The sequence below is a fragment of the Bradyrhizobium sp. URHC0002 genome (genome assembly GCF_054059515.1).
This window is the reverse complement of sequence record NZ_JBSSCF010000001.1, coordinates 3,777,497-3,793,246: the sequence shown is the minus strand read 5'-3', so window position 1 is coordinate 3,793,246 and position 15,750 is coordinate 3,777,497. Positions and strand designations below refer to the sequence as shown.

The window sequence follows — 15,750 nt, the reverse complement described above, 5'->3', positions numbered from 1 at the left end:
GGGCCAGTCAGGCCTACACGGCCAACCATATCGCTGAGTGGCTCACGTCGCCCCGACTGCGAACGCCGAAATATAGTAGCATGTCATACTACCTCCTCTCGGTTATCCGGCGCAATGCCAGAGACTGATGCAGACCGATTCCGTCAGGAAGCGCAATGGGCGCACCAGCCGCTCGACAGCGGGCTGACTATCCCGGCCGACATTCATCACGCGGTTACGTCGCTATCGCCGGAGGCGCGGCGATACCGCGCCAAGGCCAATGAGGCCGTGCGCATGGTGCAAAAGAGCGGAGGCGGAAATACCGCGCTACACCGCCCGTAAATCCAGGATCTCAACGGCCATAGATCGCTGCATCAACACTAGGACAAACGGGCCACATTCGCTGCGACATGCTTGCGGTAGAAATCGATCACCTCGGCTGTCTGTTTGCCTCCTAAAAGCATCGAACTCGCTTCAAAAGCAGCAGCTACCTTTTCGCTGACCATCAAGCCGGTTTCTTCTGCGGCGTTCACTGTGCCAGCGGCGATACTCCGCAGGCGAATATCGATCACGTTACTGCATTCCACGGCCAACATAAGGGTCGGATACCACGGGTAAAAAAACATCTCGCTGTCTCCACACAGCGGAAATGCTGCAAATGCTAACCGTGAGGAGCAGTAATGGTTGCAGCTGTCCGACGTACGATACAAAAAGCATGTGGTCAATCTTGACCATCCCCGACTGAGTTCTGCCCGGAATTTCGCTTGTCATCGCGGATGTTGTCATGGCTTAACAAGATTGGCGACGACCTCACCAAGTCATTGTGTCGGCGCGGGGATCGCGCTCAGGCTGTCGGAAATCCTGCGCCTGCCTTCCATTCGTCTTAGCGCCGCTTACAAAATGCGCCAAAGCGACTTGACCATTTACGAGGCCTTGAACTGCCCACTAAATGGCGCAACGTTCGGCCGCATCATCTGCACCCAAAGCCCCACGGGCGGCAGCGTACATCATCTGCCTCGGTTGCTCATTTCTTCATAGCTCACCCTAGCACCCTCATTGAGGCTACTCCGGCCGGCTTTCTCCACGGCTGAAAGGTGCACGAGAACATCCTTACCGCCGCCGTCCGGCTGGATAAATCCGTACCCTCCTGCAGCATGGGCCGCCGCCCGCATTATCCCGCACGCCAGTGCTCATGATGCGGCAGCGAGCCCAAGTTCAAGTGCGCGATACGCCAGAGTGGAAGAAACACGCAGCGGACTTTAGAGCTTCCGGGGCGCGGGGCTTCGGTCATGTGCTATTACGCTGTTGACGTTCCATTTCGCTGAGCTCGGGATCGCAACCAATCGCCGACCGGAGAGTCTCCTCTAAATCTTAACAGTCGTCATTTTCATCGTGGCATCAAAGTTCTTAATCGGTCCGGATAAATCGGTAGTTAGCGCCTTCCCCAATTCCTGCATCTGTGTGACGTGCAAACGGCGAGCGACTGCCGGTTTAGTATCAGGTTGCGAGCGTTTTGACGAAGCGGAGTCAGGAATTTTCGTGTCGTCTGCCATTTTCTTCCACCACTTTGAAAGGACTTCTTGATGCCTCCGTGACAGGCTGGGGTCGTGTGCCTCGAGCGAATGCTGAAAAGCCCGGAGCGCGGCCAAAATTCCAATCAAGAAAAAACGGTAGCCGTAACCCGATAGCATCGCTCGAAGCAGGGCTTCGAACCCCACTGTGCCGATCTCCAATACATTCGATTTTGTGGCAGTGTGGGCCGCTCGGGTCATTTGCCCCTCCTCGGAAGTACGGCGGATTGCGATGCCCGACAGCGCCGGTGACGGGGTTCACATTGCCCGTCGCGCTGGAGTTGTCGCGCTGGGTGCTGTTCGGATGGCGGCGGCATAGGGCGCAAGCCTGCCGCCTCACAGCGCTCGCGCGAGATACTTGGCTGTCCGGCTCAGAGCGGTTGACGCAACCCGCTCGGGCGGCCCGGAGGCCACTATTCGTCCACCCTCGGCGCCCGCGCCCGGCCCGATATCAATGATCCAGTCGCTGGTTGCCGCGACTTCCATGTCATGCTCGACAACGATGACAGTGTTTCCGGATCCGACAAGGCCTTGGAGCTGCTTCAGCAGCTTCGCTACGTCGAACGGGTGCAAGCCTGTGGTGGGTTCATCGAGCACGTATAACGCCTGCCCTCGTTGCGAACGCTGCAATTCGGTAGCTAGCTTGATGCGCTGGGCCTCGCCCCCCGAGAGTTGCGTAGCGGCTTGCCCGAGCCGAATGTATCCCAAACCGACTTCTCGGAGAACGCCCAGGGAGCGACGAAGTGATGTATCGTTGGAGAAAAACTCGAACGCCGCGTCGACGGTCATGGCCAAGACATCAGCAATTGACCGGTCTCGAATCTTGATCTCGAGCGTTCTGGCATTGTACCGCGCTCCTTTGCAGTTCGGACAGGGTGCGTACACGCTCGGCAGAAAAAGAAGTTCCACGCATACGGACCCTTCCCCTTGGCACGTTTCACAGCGACCCTTCGCGACGTTGAATGAAAATCGGCCCGCATCGTAATGCCTGCCGCGAGCCTGCTTTGTCGCAGCGAACAGCTTGCGGACGTGATCAAAAAGCCCCGTATAGGTCGCAAGGTTCGACCGTGGCGTTCGGCCAATCGGCTTCTGGTCCACCACGACCAGCCGCTTGATTTTGTCAAGGCCTTCCGTGATCTCGCCGCCTAGCGTCTCTACAGCCCTGTCCAACCTATCGTCGTCTTCGCTGGACTCTTTGAGCTGACCCATTGCGTCGGCGACGGCCTCGACCAAAAATTGGCTTATCAGACTCGACTTCCCAGAGCCCGAAATTCCAGTGACGCTGGTAAAAACGCCCAACGGAATATCGACGTCCAAGTGGTCGAGGTTGTTGCGAGTGACCCCGCGAAGTTTCAACCAGCCGCCGTGGGGATGCCTAGCGGGGGCCCTAGCGGCTTTCTCGTTTTGCGCGAACAAATAGCGCCGCGTATGCGACTTGTGCACCTTTTCGAGACCCGATAGAGAGCCGCAATATAAGATCTCGCCCCCCTGCTCCCCTGCGTCCGGGCCGACGTCGACGATCCAGTCAGCACACCGGACAATGTCGAGTTCGTGTTCGACGACGAAAAGCGAATTTCCGGAGGCTTTCAGACGGTGCATTGCGCGGAGGAGCGCCTCGGTGTCCGCCGGGTGTAGTCCCGCTGAAGGTTCATCCAAAACGTAGACTACCCCAAAAAGGTTGGATCGGACCTGGGTTGCTAGACGAAGCCGCTGCAGCTCGCCGGGCGATAGCGTCGGCGTACTCCGCTCAGGGGTCAAATACCCCAGCCCTAGATCGAGCAGCACGTCCAGGCGCGCCAACATATCTTCCATGATCCGTTGGACGACGAGAGCTTTCTCAGGGTGACCGTCGTAAGCTTTGCTCTTGCCGTGGAGATACGGTTTCAGAAGCTGGTCAAGTTTCATCAACGGTAGTCGGGAGATTTCGGCGATATCCATACCTGCGAAGGTGACCGATAGCGGCTCCGGTCGTAGTCGCTTGCCCTTGCAAATCGGGCAGTCCGTGCTGGTAAGAAATTGTGCCACACGACGCTTCATCATCGCGCTTTGGGTGGTGGCGAAGGTTTGCAGGACATATTTGCGAGCCCCCGTGAAAGTCCCTTGGTAGCTGGGCTCTTCCTTACGTTTGAGAGCTCGCCTCGTCTCGGCCGGAGTGAACCCGGCGTAGACCGGCACCGTCGGCTGCTCCTCAGTGAAGAGAATCCAGTTACGATCCTTCTTCGGGAGCTCGCGCCATGGCTTATCGACGTCGTATCCGAGCGTCACCAAAATATCTCGAAGGTTCTGACCCTGCCAAGCAGTCGGCCACGCAGCTACTGCCCTCCCGCGAATGGTCAGTTTATCATCAGGCACTAGTGTCCGTTCAGAGACCGCGTGGACCCGGCCAATGCCATGGCAATTCGGACAAGCACCTTCGGGCGTATTCGGTGAAAACGACTCTGCATAAAGCAGCGGTTGGTTCCGCGGATAATGGCCTGCGCGCGAATATAGCATTCGCAGAAGGTTCGACAACGTGGTGACGCTGCCTACCGATGACCTGGTTGTGGGTGATCCGCGCGGCTGTTGCAGCGCGACTGCCGGCGGCAAGCCCTCGATCTCATCGACCTCAGGCACCACCATTTGGTGGAAAAGTCTGCGCGCATAAGGAGACACCGACTCAAGATAACGCCGTTGGGCTTCCGCATACAGCGTTCCAAAGGCCAAAGAGGACTTTCCGGATCCGGAAATACCTGTAAACACCACCAAGACATTGCGAGGAATGTCGAGTGCTACATTCTTCAGATTATGCTCGCGGGCGCCGCGGACGCGTACAAAGCCATCTGAATGATATGAAGCCAATTCATCGCTGTTATTTGGCCGCGCGTCCATACATTCTCCCTCCGGCGCGAGCACGAACGACTCGGCCTATTCATGAAGGAAAACCTGCGCCCCTGGGGATAGGTTCCATCCCCTGCTCGCAAGCTGGCTAATTGCCAAAGAGATGCGGACTATCGCCGCCAAAGGCCATAATGGCCGGTTCCTCGCGGCTGGCCATCTTTCTGACCTTGCGCTCGGCCTGTCTGCGGGCTGCGATTCTTGACTGGCGCTCGGCCTTTCTCAGGTCGGCCTTCTCAACCTGCGCCACGGCTACAGCTTCCTGAGCTGGCTGGACGTCCGGTTTTGCCGTCAGCATGTCTGTCTGAAACTTGTCCGGCACGGAGATAAATCCCGGCGCCGGCTCGCCATAAGCGGGCAAAATAACTCTCATGCGTGGCGCCGGTCCGGGGCCTGCGCGGTTAAGCGCCGGCCTATTGTCAAAGGCTGCCTTTGTGAATACCAATCCGCCGCTAATTCCTGCTGCGAGGATAGCGAAGGTGGTTCCCACGCCTGCAAAGAAGGCGATCGCGTTAGAAGCCATTTGAGCTTTCCCAATTAGCCGACATGAACGCATCGCAACGACCGAAGTTTCTGGTCGGGAAATATTTATGGGAAAATGTGGTAACGACAGAAGCGCCATCAAAGCAACGACCTCAGCGTGGGCCTGCTGAGCTCGACTTGGCCCAAACCGCTGATAGCGGAGACGTTCATCAGCCTTGTTCTCGCAATTCACCGCATGTGCGCGGTACAACTAGGAACCATCAGGCGTCGCTGGTCTTGGTGGCAGGATACAATATCTGAAAAGAATGAGGCTCAACGCTCATGGTGAAGAGAAAGCACGGTGTTATCATTGAAACGCCCACCGAAGCCCGGCAAGCCGAACGGGGGCCTCAGTCCTGCTTCTCCTGTCGCTCAGCATGATATTTGTGGCATTTGGAATGGCTGTTGTCTGGGCCGTCTTCTTCCGTACCTAGCGTCGCGCGGTGATTACGCCTGACCCTAGCGATCGGTCGAGGCTTTCGTTTCCGATGTCCATTGGAACCCGGCAGGCCTGCGGGACAACGTGTAGAAGCGAGCCTCGTTTGCCTGCATCCCGCAAGTCATCCTGAAAGAACGATTTCGCAAGCCTGGGTATCCGTTATTCCTGAGAAGCCGCAGGTAAGCTTGACTAGAACAATTGATTAAAAAAGGAGCTTGTTACGTACCCTATTGGGATGAGGGTCACCGCGCATGGATAGATTCTCAGTACTACTACTTTCCGCGCTTGCGACGGGTTCGGTTGCTAGCGCTGTGTCAAGCTCGGTGCGCTGGCTAAGATCGAGAGCAAGAGTTCTGCTCAACCCACGAACACTACCAGCCATGGGTCATACGGACGATGCAGGCAGCCATGAGGGCGTCGATCTCGCCCATACGGTAGTTAGGCTTGCTACTCACCTCGCATCAAGCCCTGTTTTGGCTTCGAAGCGTGGCCGGCAAGCCGGTCAGCTCGTTCATCAGTTGAGCTATTGAGAGACGCAGCAATTATGTCGACGATCGCTGGTGTGATCGATTACGGAATACTCCCGAGGCGCATGACGCCGGGATAGGAGTTAATCCTGTCGAGGAGGTCTTTTGCGGGAGCTTTTACGAGCTTGGCAATCGGCTTGCCCCTGGGCAATGGGCTCGAGACAGATGATGACGGCACGAAGAACGAACCTTAGTTAGAGGTGGAAGCCTGATCCTGCTCTGATGATGATCAAGCTCGTAACGGGCAGTGGCGGAGACTTATTCCAACCTGACGATCGTTCACAACCCCCTCCTCTAAACTGTCTTGGTGAGAATCGCGCTCGCGTACCCGGCGGACATGCATGACGAAGAACGGTACTCGGCGACGAAAATCCGGAAGTCAGCATCGGCGAAAGGAAGGCCGTCAAGAAAGTCGGTAGCGGCCGAAATGAAAAGTCAGCGGTCGCGCCCTAGTCTTAACTGGCCACACGTTCTTATTTTTTAGACCGTCTAGCTATTACTATGGAAGCCCTGCCGTTTGACAGAGGTGTAGTCGAGGGTTCTGCCGGCATGAGGACGCGAGGCTCCTTACGTTTGAAATATCGCTCCTTGCTCGGCCCTGGCTTGCACGCGTTCGCCGCACGAAACGATAGGACAAAATCTTAGGCACCATTCGGTGGGTAGGACGTTGGAATTTGATGGAGGACCGTTCGAACCAAACGAGCGAAGGCAGCGTGCTGGACAAGCTCCGGCGTCACATTCGCATTTTAGTCGATATCGGACGACTTTCAGGTGAGAATGCCGATTTAGATCACTTTTTGGATCAAACCGTTCTTCAGATCGCCCGGGGTGTAGAGATCCACCACGTAAAGGTCCTTCAATATCGTCCGGAGACTTCCGATCTCCTCCTAGTCGCGGGAGTCGGATGGAAGGAAGGTGTCGTCCGCACCGCTACGTTCCCGATCGGCCTACGTTCATCGCCCGGGCGGGCATTTCAAACGGCGGAGCCGGTCAGCATCAAACATTTCAGCGATCAAGAGGAATACGTGCGCTCCAATTTCCTGAAAGATCATGGTATCGTTGCGGTGAGCAACGTTCCTGTGCTAATCGGTGGTGCGGCATGGGGAGTGTTGGAGGTGGACAGTACCACCCCGAGAGACTTCACTGAGGATACCACCGAATTTCTCACCGCCGCTGCCGCTCTGATTGCAACCGTGCTGCGCCAAAATGCACGGCCGGATGAACAAGCACAATTGATGGCTGCCGTTGCCGAAGCTCAAAGAGGAGAGATTTTGCTTCGCGAAATGCAACATCGTGTCAAGAGCAACTTTCAGCTCGTTTTATCCTCTATCTCTATTCAAAAACGTCGGTATCACGACGCTGAGGCTCATCGGGCGCTGGATCACGTAGCGAGCCGTATCAACGCGATCTCGCTGGCACATGATCAGCTTGCTCCTCGACCAGAGGGCCAGATTGTCAGGCTGTCTTATTACATTCGCGCTCTTTGCAGCGCGATCCGACAGCAGATTGAGGAAGTCGAAATCGATGTCGAGTGCGACGAACTCGAGTTGGGTATTGACCGGGCGTTACCGGTTGGCCTCATTTTGAATGAGACTGCGATGAACAGCATCAAGCATGCGTTCGGCACGAATGGCGGCAGGATTGGAGTGAGCTTGGTAGGAGGTTTCGGCTATGGTGAGGCCCGTCTGACAGTTTCGGACAACGGACGCGGCATGCAGAACTCTAGCGAAAACGGGTCCGGCCTCAAATTGATTGCCTCTCTTGCTAGACAGATCGGCGGCACCATCGATCAGGAAAGTAACAATAAGGGCACGACAACAACGCTCACGTTTCCATTGATGACATGATCGGTCGGCGAGTTGCTGCGCTCCCGCCCGCTCGGGAATTATTTCTAAGCCGCTGTTTCAATCCAATTACGAAAATGTCATAGCGCCGGAGCTCCTTCCTCTTTAGTATCCAAGCATGCAGAGCCGACTTCGTCGCCTTAGCGCACCCAATCGGACCCACGCGAACGATCGTGTTAACCTGTATCGAGAACGTCGCGTTTGTTTCGTGCAGGAGATTGATGATGCGCAATACCATGCTAGCTTTTTGGCGCTTTCGGCCGCAACAGTCGCCACCGTGGCCGGCAGTTCGCCAGCGCGGCTTACGACTATCACTATTGCCTCCAAGGTCGGGACATCGGCGTTCCGGGAGACTGTTCATACCGCAACTATGCGCAGTGCATGGCAGCGGTCTCGGGGCGTCGGCTCTACTGCAACATCAATCCTCGCGCCGCTTATGGAAGGCAGCAGCGGCGAGTGCGGACCTATTTGAACTACTGGGAGGCTGCGGGACACCCCTCGCGCGCAAGTTCGGCTGGAAGCCTCGGAACGTACGTGCCGTGGTTCGCCGGCACGTCTTTCGGATAGCGTTCTTAATTTTTCCGGCCGGATCTTCATCATCCAGCGTGTCTTGCAACTCCTTCTTGGCTTGATGGTAGAATTCCTCGTCTTTAACCTGAAGGCTGACCAGCTTGCTGGCAATAAGCCCGCCGGACAACATCTATCTCTTTGGGTGACATCTATCTCTTTGGGTGTACCCATTGGTTTGTTCCTGAAGCCGGTCGCGTTTGACTGCAGGGACGCGAGTGCCGGGAATTCATTGGACGAAGGACTCAACATCAAACTTGTAGGCAGGTTCCTGAGGCCAGGCTTCCAGGACCGCCTTCATCGATGGCGCCGCTACTGCCCGATCGAAGAAGCTCTGCACGGCCTGGTAGATTTTAAGTTTTCTTGGCACTGCCAGCCGTCATCCTGCTCGCTCTATTGCCCGCAACGCTCGATGGTTGCTCGCGGAGCGACCAAGCCGACCCGGCCGCCGAGTTGCGGTCGTTCAAGGGCGGCGGTCTACGGTCAAAAGCGCAGTATTCCGAACATGAACAGCAGCGCGACGGTGACGAGGGCGGAGACCAGCAGCGAACCGAGACAACCTAGGCGGTTGGAAAAGAAGAAGAACATGGTGTCAAGCTCCGGGGCGTAGTCGTCCACGGTGGCCATAGTTTATGGTTCAATCGAACTCCCGCATGATCGCGGGGATCTCCCCCGGTATCTCACGGGCAATAAGACCAAGTGGCCCAACCCGGGCCGCTAACCGCCGGCCGGCTTCCGCATGCATGTATACGGCCCATGCGGTAGCGAGAAACGGAGCCGCCCCCCTCGCAACCAGGCCTGTCAAAATCCCGGCCAGCGTGTCTCCTGAACCGGATGTAGCCAGTCCGATCGTGCCGTGATTATTCAGGAGCGCTTCTCCCTGAGGCGAAACGACGTGAGTCCTAGCACCCTTCATCGCAATCACTGCCTGAAGACGGCGGGCAGCGGTGTGTGCAGCGCCCAGCGGATCCTTCTCGACGTCCTCGCGATCCAACTTCAAAAACCTTGCCATTTCTCACGAAATGGGGCGTGCAGACGATCCGTCCCTGCTGACTCCTTGGCAATTCGATATCGCGAAGCGAAGTAAAGCTGCTGCATCCAAAATGAAATGCTGCCCATCCACCTCTTCCAAGACCTTCGAACACAATTCCCCTACGGATGCCTCGTCCAGCATTCCTGGTCCGATCAAAACGGCGTCCGTGCTTGAGGCCAAATCTACGAGGCGCTGGGCGTCCTGAACGGCGATTTCACCGGCGGAGGTTTCTGCACAGCCGACCACCATCGCTTCAGGCATTGCGGCGCCTATATATTGCGCGTTTGTTCTACATGTTGCTATGCGCAGGACACCGGCCCCTGCCCTCAAGGCACCGAGACCGGCCAGAAGGGCGGCTCCGGGTACATCAAGATGGCCAGCAATTACTAAAACTCGGCCTTGGCTATGTTTGTCCCCTGATTGGTGCTTCGGAAGCGGATGAAAGTGCAAATATCGATCGTTGAGCGAATTTTCAATCATCGAGCTGCCACCTTCGCATCTGGAGCAGAGGTTGACCGGTGCTCCCTCTTCTTCGAGCGGTGCCACGAAGTTGTACCGCTGCAGTTTGAGGACGGCGTGGTCTTCATTCTTTCGCTCCAGCACGTATTCCGTTGCCGAGCAATTGGCGACGTCACCCTCCCCGTCGATCCTCAGGACCGAGGCTTCATCCAACTGTTCGATGAGGTATCGAAAACAAAGGACAACTACCTGGTGGCTGACGATGAGCACGCGCTTGTCGGAATAATGCAAGCTGATCGTATCTAGAACGCTGCGAAGGCGTAAGATGACGTCGCACCAGCTCTCACCTGCAGGAGGCCTAAAGTAAAATTTTCCCATCAACTGGCGAGCGGCTGCCAGTTTGGGATGGCGCTGTTCGATGCCGAACTTCGTAAGACGGTCCAGAACCCCGAACTCCCTTTCCCGCAATCGTTCGTCGGTGACTATTCCCTCCGCTGGTCCGTGCGAGCCCGAATTCAATGCCGCGCGGACCGCGTCTGCCGTACGTCGGGCCCGAAGGTATGGAGAACTGAGTATGACTTCCGGCCGTTCTACGTTTGACATTGATGCAAACCAGCGCCCTAGTGCGTCTGCTTGGCGGTTTCCCAACGAGCTCAACGGAACATCAACGTCGCGTGCCTCGATGGTGATATCTTCGCTGCCGATGGAGTGGGCTGCGTCGCGGGCGACGTTCCCTGCACGCTCCCCGTGCCGAACCAGCCACAGTCTGGAGGGCCAACGCTGCACGAGCACTCCTTACTCCGCGGCTTCGGAAGACGGCGGCTGATCGGCCTTTAGCCACCAAACCAGGTCGCGGATCTCTCACGTCACGGCTAAACAGCCGGCCTGCAAAAGGGCTTCTCTTGAGAATCCGCCGGTCAGGAAGCCTGCTGACGCCGTCCCGGCGCCGCTCGCAGCTTCCGCGTCATAGGGCGTATCTCCGATTACCACTGCTTGGGCAGCAGGGACTTCCAGCTTTCTCAGTGCCAACCCCACGAGCCGCGGATCCGGCTTGCCGTGTTCTACATCGTCTCCGCACGCCATAGTATCTATCAGATCGTCCGAGGCTAGCAGCGAGAGATAATGCCGCAACGCGGCGCCCTTGCAGTCGGGTGCGAGGCCGATCCTGCCGCCCTCCTTGGTTAGCGCCAGGAACACTTCGCGCACATCGGCAAATGCTTTTACGCTTGTGAGGTATTTTCTCTCGTAAAGCTTACCTTGCGCCTCCAACACCCTCTTCCGGTCAGCCTCCACCAAGTCCGGTGCAACGAGCTGCAGCGTTTGATTGCCGTCCAGGCCGGAATACGACTGCAGCTCTTCGTACGAAGCACCTATTCCGAAGGTCGCCAAAGACTCCTGCAGGCCGAGTAAATTCTGCTGCACGCTGTCAACCAATGTGCCTTCGACATCGAATATGTAACCAGAAAACCTCATGTCGCCTCCAGGAATAGGCAACGTTCAGCCACAGATAAAGTTCTTAAATTCGCCAGATTGCATCGAGTAAGGGCGTCGTCTGATCCGCTCGTCATCGGGCCGGTGGCGCAAACCTATTCCGGCCTGACAATCGTTATGACCCGCCGCTCTAGACCGTCGCGGTGAGCCTCGTACTGGTGCTGCATCTCTTCGAGGTACTCGAGGAAGAGGAGCGCGTCGAGGTTGTCGCGCCCCTGCCTGTCCAGGCGATCAATGACCTTCTGTTGATGAGCGAGGCTTTTCTCACCATCAGCCACATACTGACGTGCATCAGACAGCAGCTCTAGTGCCTCGACCAAATACATCCGCAACTCCCAGGCTCGCAAACCTGTTTGCCACATGCGACCGTCGGCGTTGAAATACCGTGGCGCTGTTGGTTAGGGCGCGCATATACGCGCTCGACCACGTCTTGTTGAGCTTCTTTCGTGCGCTTCACTGCTATATATTTCAAGCAATGATGCGGAGTTATTCATACCAGCAAGTGTAGTACGTATGCGAGCGTTCGCTGCCACTAGCTACCTCTTCGGTCGTCGCCCCGTGTCTTTGTTCAGGGGTCCTTTGCGCTCTTTCCTCAGACCCTCCGGCAACGGATAGCCCTCTTCGGGACCAGGGAGTGGTTCGGGCCGCACGTCCGCGCCCCACTGCGCTTTTTGGTGCGGGGTTTCCTTGTCTCGCACCTGCGGAGGCTGCGGGTTCCCAAATTCATTCACGGGGTCATAGGCGCCGCCCCGCGTGTCTCTGTAATCACTCATTGCCGTCTCCTTCGCGGCTTAACCAGCCACGGCTGTGGTGGGTTCCTGCCGCCATCATCCGCCCCGAATGCCCAATATCCCACGGTGTCCCACACCCCTCCCAACTCGCTGGTAAGCGTTAAGGAACTGCGATCACATGCCGACGCTTAATGAGTCGCGCGCAAGACACTACAACCATTCGCCTGATAGTGACCGAGAATGCCGCGACCGAACTGAGAAAGCCCAAGCTAGTAGCACGATGGGGGAAATCGCGAAGGACGTTCTGCCCGGCTCAGGAGTACGGACTCTGGCAATAGAGGCCCGCGATGATCTCGGGCCCGCACTTCGCGTGGTGTTGCGGTTCGAAATAGAACATGTGCGCTAGAGACCCAAAACTGAGAGGGGCTGGTCGCTTAATGGGGCCACCGGCGGGACCGTATTCCGCCCGCTCCATGCGGCTTGTTGAGAGAGTAGTCGCGGTTGCCTAGCGCGGTCTCGGCGTACTGATCGATCGCGACCGTTATCTCCGAGGAACCACAGCGCAACTCTTTCGTTGGTCCGTATCCTAGACACAAAGGAACACGATCATGGATCGCGAACATGTGAAGGGCGCTGCCGACAAGGCCAAAGGCGCCATCAAAGAAGGTGCCGGTAAGCTCAGTGGTGACAAAGACATGGAAACCGAAGGTAAGATTGATAAGGCCAAGGGATCCGCCCATAACGCCGCGGGCGACGTGAAGGACGCAGCGCGAAACGCCGCCGACGCCATCAAGAAATAAGCAAAGGGCTGACCAAGAACTAGCCGCCTCTGGGCGGCTTTTTCTTTGCCACTAAGCGCTTTGGTGCGACGATGCCTCGCCGGCTTGTCACCACCATCGCCCCGACCGGGGGCGATACCCGCGGCTTTGTCAACCAAAACTTCGCCACGCGCGAGCCGGTGCCCCCGCCCGTGATCCTCCAAGGTCCGCGCCAGCCGCTTTCTTTCCGGGCGCGGCCGGGACTGGGTCAAGAAAACCTGCGTTCAGCGCGAGACGTGACCATCGCTGGCTTTGCGCTCGACGGCAACGACTGGGACGCCAACTATGTCGGCCGCCGCAAGGGCGATAACTATGTCGGCGAGGTCGACCACGGGTTCGACAAGCAATCATCCACCGAGCTGCGCAAGCAACTGACGCCGCTGATCCACAAAACACAGCCCTACACGAAGCTGATCGCGCACAAGGGCATCTGGGTGGAGCCGGAGCTAAACGCCGAGATCGAGTCCGTACAAAATCCGCAGAGGGAAAGGTGCGGCACCCGTTCCATAAGGGCCTGCGGGAGGATCTGTGAAAGGACGCCTTCGATCGCTTTTGGCAGTGGGCGGACAGCCGCTTGAAAGTACGCTGACCATTCCCCGATATTCACCACGCGATCACGTCTCTACCGCCGGAAGCGCGGCGCGACCGCGCTAAGGTCAACGAGGCCGTTCGCCGGCCCGACGCACGACAGCAACGGCGATCGCCTGGACGTGCTGATAGCAGTGGCCCTCGCGCGTGGCCCGCTGCCGCAGCCGGCAAGCGCATCGATCCACGCCGAGTTGTCCGCACTCCTCGTCGTACCATTGGAGCGGCCGAGCCATCCACAGCTCCGGCCGCCAAGCCCACGCCTTTCGTGGGGCCGCCCCCTCCGTCTTGAGCCGTCTCGCTCGGCGCAAAGGTCTTCGATCTTTGCCAGCATTCTCCCCAAGCAAAAGGTCAGCCGATGCCGTTCCCATGCCAGCGCGCTGGCCGAACGAATTGACGACGATCCCATATCGGCCGTGTTCCAGAATTAACCTCCAACGCGGACATCAAGCTTAACACGCGAGTTTCGTTGCGGCCGATCCAAACAGGTTTAGCGTGACAGCAGGTCGCGCAGATGGCGACTAGTCCCAGCCCGTGTACTGCACGATTAGGGGACTGCTTCGTGCCCGAGAGGCGGCCCTCCCCCAAAGCGCGCGAAGGCCTCAACCATGACCACTCTCGACAATCTCCGCACCCGCAAGGTGAGAGCCGGTCCCGGAAATCTGAACAAGACGATAAGTGGAGTTTCTGCCTGACAACGGCGATAATCGCCGTGAACAGGAGAAACCATGAGCAGACGACCCCGCCGGAACCACTCACCGGCCTTCAAGGCGAAGGTGGCTCTGGCCGCCGTCAAGGGCGACCGCACAATCGCCCAGTTGGCGGAGCATTTCGACGTTCACCCCAATCAGATCACAGCCTGGAAATCGCAGCTTGAGGGCAGCGCGTCCGAGATTTTCGGATCAGGGGGCGGGACGCCGGCCATCCCCGCGATCGATGTGAAGTCGCTCCATGCCAAGATCGGAGAACTGACGCTGGAGAACGATTTTTTAGAAGGAGCGCTCACCAAGGCGGGATTGCTGAGCGCAAAGCGATGATCGACCGTGCGCACGATCTGTCGATCACCAAGCAGGCAGAGATTTTGAAGGTCAGCCGCGGCAGCGTCTACTATCTACCGCGGCCGGTTTCTTCAGCCGACCTCGAGATCATGCGGCAGCTCGATCGGCTGCACCTGGAGTATCCCTTCGCCGGTTCGCGTATGTTGCGAGGCCTGCTGGCTTTGCAGGGGTGCAAAATCGGCCGCCGGCATGTGAAGACGCTAATGCGGCGGATGGGGATAGAGGCGCTCTATCGCCGTCCGCGCACCACGAAGCCCGAGCCCGGCCACAAGATCCATCCGTATCTGCTGCGCGGCATGGCGATCACGCGGCCGAACCAGGTCTGGGCGATGGACATCACCTATATCCCCATGGAGCGCGGTTTCGTTTACCTCGCTGTCGTGCTCGATTGGGCGACCCGTCGTGTCCTGTCGTGGCGGTTGTCGATCACGATGGAGGCGGCCTTCTGCGTCGAGACGCTGGAGGATGCTCTCGCGCGTCACGGCAGGCCGGAAATCTTCAACACCGACCAAGGCTCGCAGTTCACCGGTGCGGCCTTCACCGGCGTCCTCGCCGACAACGGCATCGCCATCAGCATGGATGGCAAAGGGGCTTGGCGCGACAACGTGTTCGTTGAGAGACTGTGGAAAAGCGTCAAATACGAGGAGGTCTATCTGCGAGCCTACGAAACCGTTGGTGAGGCGCGAAGCTCGATTGGTCGATATCTCGACTTTTACAACGGGCGACGACCGCATTCGAGCCTTGACGACCACACCCCGGATCAAGCCTACTTCGATCTTCCTCCGCTCCGCGCGGCGGCCTAACCCCGGCAGAGGCTCCACTTATCGACGCGGAAATTCTGTTCAGACAACCGGGACCAGCTCTGTGCAGCTTGAGCAGCAATCAAAAGAAAGTCTGAGCGCACAGCAACGTGAGTTGGTTGAGGGGGAGCTAATTAAGATCGATATCGCACTCAGCTTGTTGGACGACTTTCCCAAAGACCTATCCCGCCGACCTCCGCTGTCGAAATAGCCGGCGGTCTCCATCTGGTTCGACGGAGTTAACCTTCATCTTTCCATCCACGCCGTTGACGCAACTGCCGCAGGAAGGCGGAATGGAGCTTTGTTGGGGGTTGAGTTATGCGTCTTTTTTCGCGCTCGCCTTTTTAAACATTCTATTCGGTTCAGCGAAGGCGGAAATTATTCAAATTACATATCAGGCGACGGTAACCGACGCCCACTACAGCAATGGTCTCAACACTGAGGCGACCAGC

General features: G+C 57.6%; 12 protein-coding genes and 3 pseudogenes. 6 read left to right on the top strand and 9 right to left on the bottom strand.

Annotation, left to right across the window (positions count from 1 at the left end; all coding sequences use genetic code 11):
- Positions 1 to 114 precede the first annotated feature (114 nt).
- On the top strand, positions 115 to 321 hold the full coding sequence (locus ACVWVY_RS18420; protein WP_456627698.1) for a hypothetical protein: 207 nt from the start codon (positions 115 to 117) through the stop codon (positions 319 to 321).
- 38 nt (positions 322 to 359) lie between these two features.
- Here ACVWVY_RS18420 and ACVWVY_RS18415 read toward each other — a convergent pair whose 3' ends face one another.
- The 5 genes from ACVWVY_RS18415 to ACVWVY_RS18395 form a co-directional block, all read right to left on the bottom strand.
- Positions 360 to 605, bottom strand: a complete 246-nt coding sequence (locus tag ACVWVY_RS18415; protein WP_456627697.1) for a hypothetical protein — start codon at positions 603 to 605, stop codon at positions 360 to 362.
- 381 nt (positions 606 to 986) lie between these two features.
- A complete protein-coding gene (locus tag ACVWVY_RS18410; RefSeq protein ID WP_456627696.1) occupies positions 987 to 1,151 on the bottom strand; it encodes a cold-shock protein in 165 nt (54 codons plus the stop codon).
- Positions 1,152 to 1,343: 192 nt separating this feature from the next.
- The gene (locus tag ACVWVY_RS18405) at positions 1,344 to 1,751 is read right to left on the bottom strand and encodes a hypothetical protein (protein ID WP_456627695.1); all 408 of its coding nucleotides are present in this window, start codon (positions 1,749 to 1,751) and stop codon (positions 1,344 to 1,346) included.
- Between the two features lie 135 nt (positions 1,752 to 1,886).
- Complete coding sequence (gene uvrA, locus ACVWVY_RS18400; protein ID WP_456627694.1) at positions 1,887 to 4,418, bottom strand: excinuclease ABC subunit UvrA; 2,532 nt, start codon at positions 4,416 to 4,418, stop codon at positions 1,887 to 1,889.
- 97 nt (positions 4,419 to 4,515) lie between these two features.
- Positions 4,516 to 4,947: a hypothetical protein gene (locus tag ACVWVY_RS18395; protein WP_456627693.1), complete on the bottom strand. Its 432-nt coding sequence runs from the start codon at positions 4,945 to 4,947 to the stop codon at positions 4,516 to 4,518.
- Between the two features lie 1,642 nt (positions 4,948 to 6,589).
- On the opposite strand from ACVWVY_RS18395, the gene ACVWVY_RS18390 reads away from it, so the two are divergent.
- Both ACVWVY_RS18390 and ACVWVY_RS18385 read left to right on the top strand, forming a co-directional pair.
- Positions 6,590 to 7,759, top strand: a complete 1,170-nt coding sequence (locus ACVWVY_RS18390; protein ID WP_456627692.1) for a sensor histidine kinase — start codon at positions 6,590 to 6,592, stop codon at positions 7,757 to 7,759.
- A 303-nt stretch (positions 7,760 to 8,062) separates the two neighbouring features.
- Positions 8,063 to 8,323: pseudogene (locus tag ACVWVY_RS18385) on the top strand (DUF3551 domain-containing protein); the annotation flags it as partial.
- 483 nt (positions 8,324 to 8,806) lie between these two features.
- On the opposite strand, the gene ACVWVY_RS18380 reads toward ACVWVY_RS18385, so the two are convergent.
- The 4 genes and pseudogenes from ACVWVY_RS18380 to ACVWVY_RS18365 form a co-directional block, all read right to left on the bottom strand.
- Positions 8,807 to 8,950 (bottom strand): hypothetical protein, encoded by a 144-nt coding sequence (locus ACVWVY_RS18380; RefSeq protein ID WP_456627691.1) that lies wholly within the window; start codon positions 8,948 to 8,950, stop codon positions 8,807 to 8,809.
- 10 nt (positions 8,951 to 8,960) lie between these two features.
- Positions 8,961 to 10,601, bottom strand: a pseudogene (locus tag ACVWVY_RS18375) (NAD(P)H-hydrate dehydratase).
- A 75-nt stretch (positions 10,602 to 10,676) separates the two neighbouring features.
- Positions 10,677 to 11,288, bottom strand: a complete 612-nt coding sequence (locus tag ACVWVY_RS18370; protein WP_456627690.1) for an HAD family hydrolase — start codon at positions 11,286 to 11,288, stop codon at positions 10,677 to 10,679.
- A 113-nt stretch (positions 11,289 to 11,401) separates the two neighbouring features.
- Positions 11,402 to 11,632: a hypothetical protein gene (locus ACVWVY_RS18365; RefSeq protein ID WP_456627689.1), complete on the bottom strand. Its 231-nt coding sequence runs from the start codon at positions 11,630 to 11,632 to the stop codon at positions 11,402 to 11,404.
- Between the two features lie 1,013 nt (positions 11,633 to 12,645).
- On the opposite strand from ACVWVY_RS18365, the gene ACVWVY_RS18360 reads away from it, so the two are divergent.
- The 3 genes and pseudogenes from ACVWVY_RS18360 to ACVWVY_RS18350 all read left to right on the top strand — a co-directional run bounded on the left by ACVWVY_RS18360 (position 12,646) and on the right by ACVWVY_RS18350 (position 15,301).
- On the top strand, positions 12,646 to 12,837 hold the full coding sequence (locus ACVWVY_RS18360) for a CsbD family protein (RefSeq protein WP_456627688.1): 192 nt from the start codon (positions 12,646 to 12,648) through the stop codon (positions 12,835 to 12,837).
- 177 nt (positions 12,838 to 13,014) lie between these two features.
- A pseudogene (locus tag ACVWVY_RS18355) lies at positions 13,015 to 13,387 on the top strand (ATP dependent DNA ligase); the annotation flags it as partial.
- Between the two features lie 781 nt (positions 13,388 to 14,168).
- Positions 14,169 to 15,301, top strand: a protein-coding gene (locus ACVWVY_RS18350) for an IS3 family transposase (RefSeq protein ID WP_456627687.1) whose coding sequence is annotated in 2 segments (ribosomal slippage) — positions 14,169 to 14,424 and positions 14,424 to 15,301 — 1,134 coding nt in all. Because the reading frame shifts where the segments join, the coding sequence is not laid out codon by codon here.
- Positions 15,302 to 15,750 lie beyond the last annotated feature (449 nt).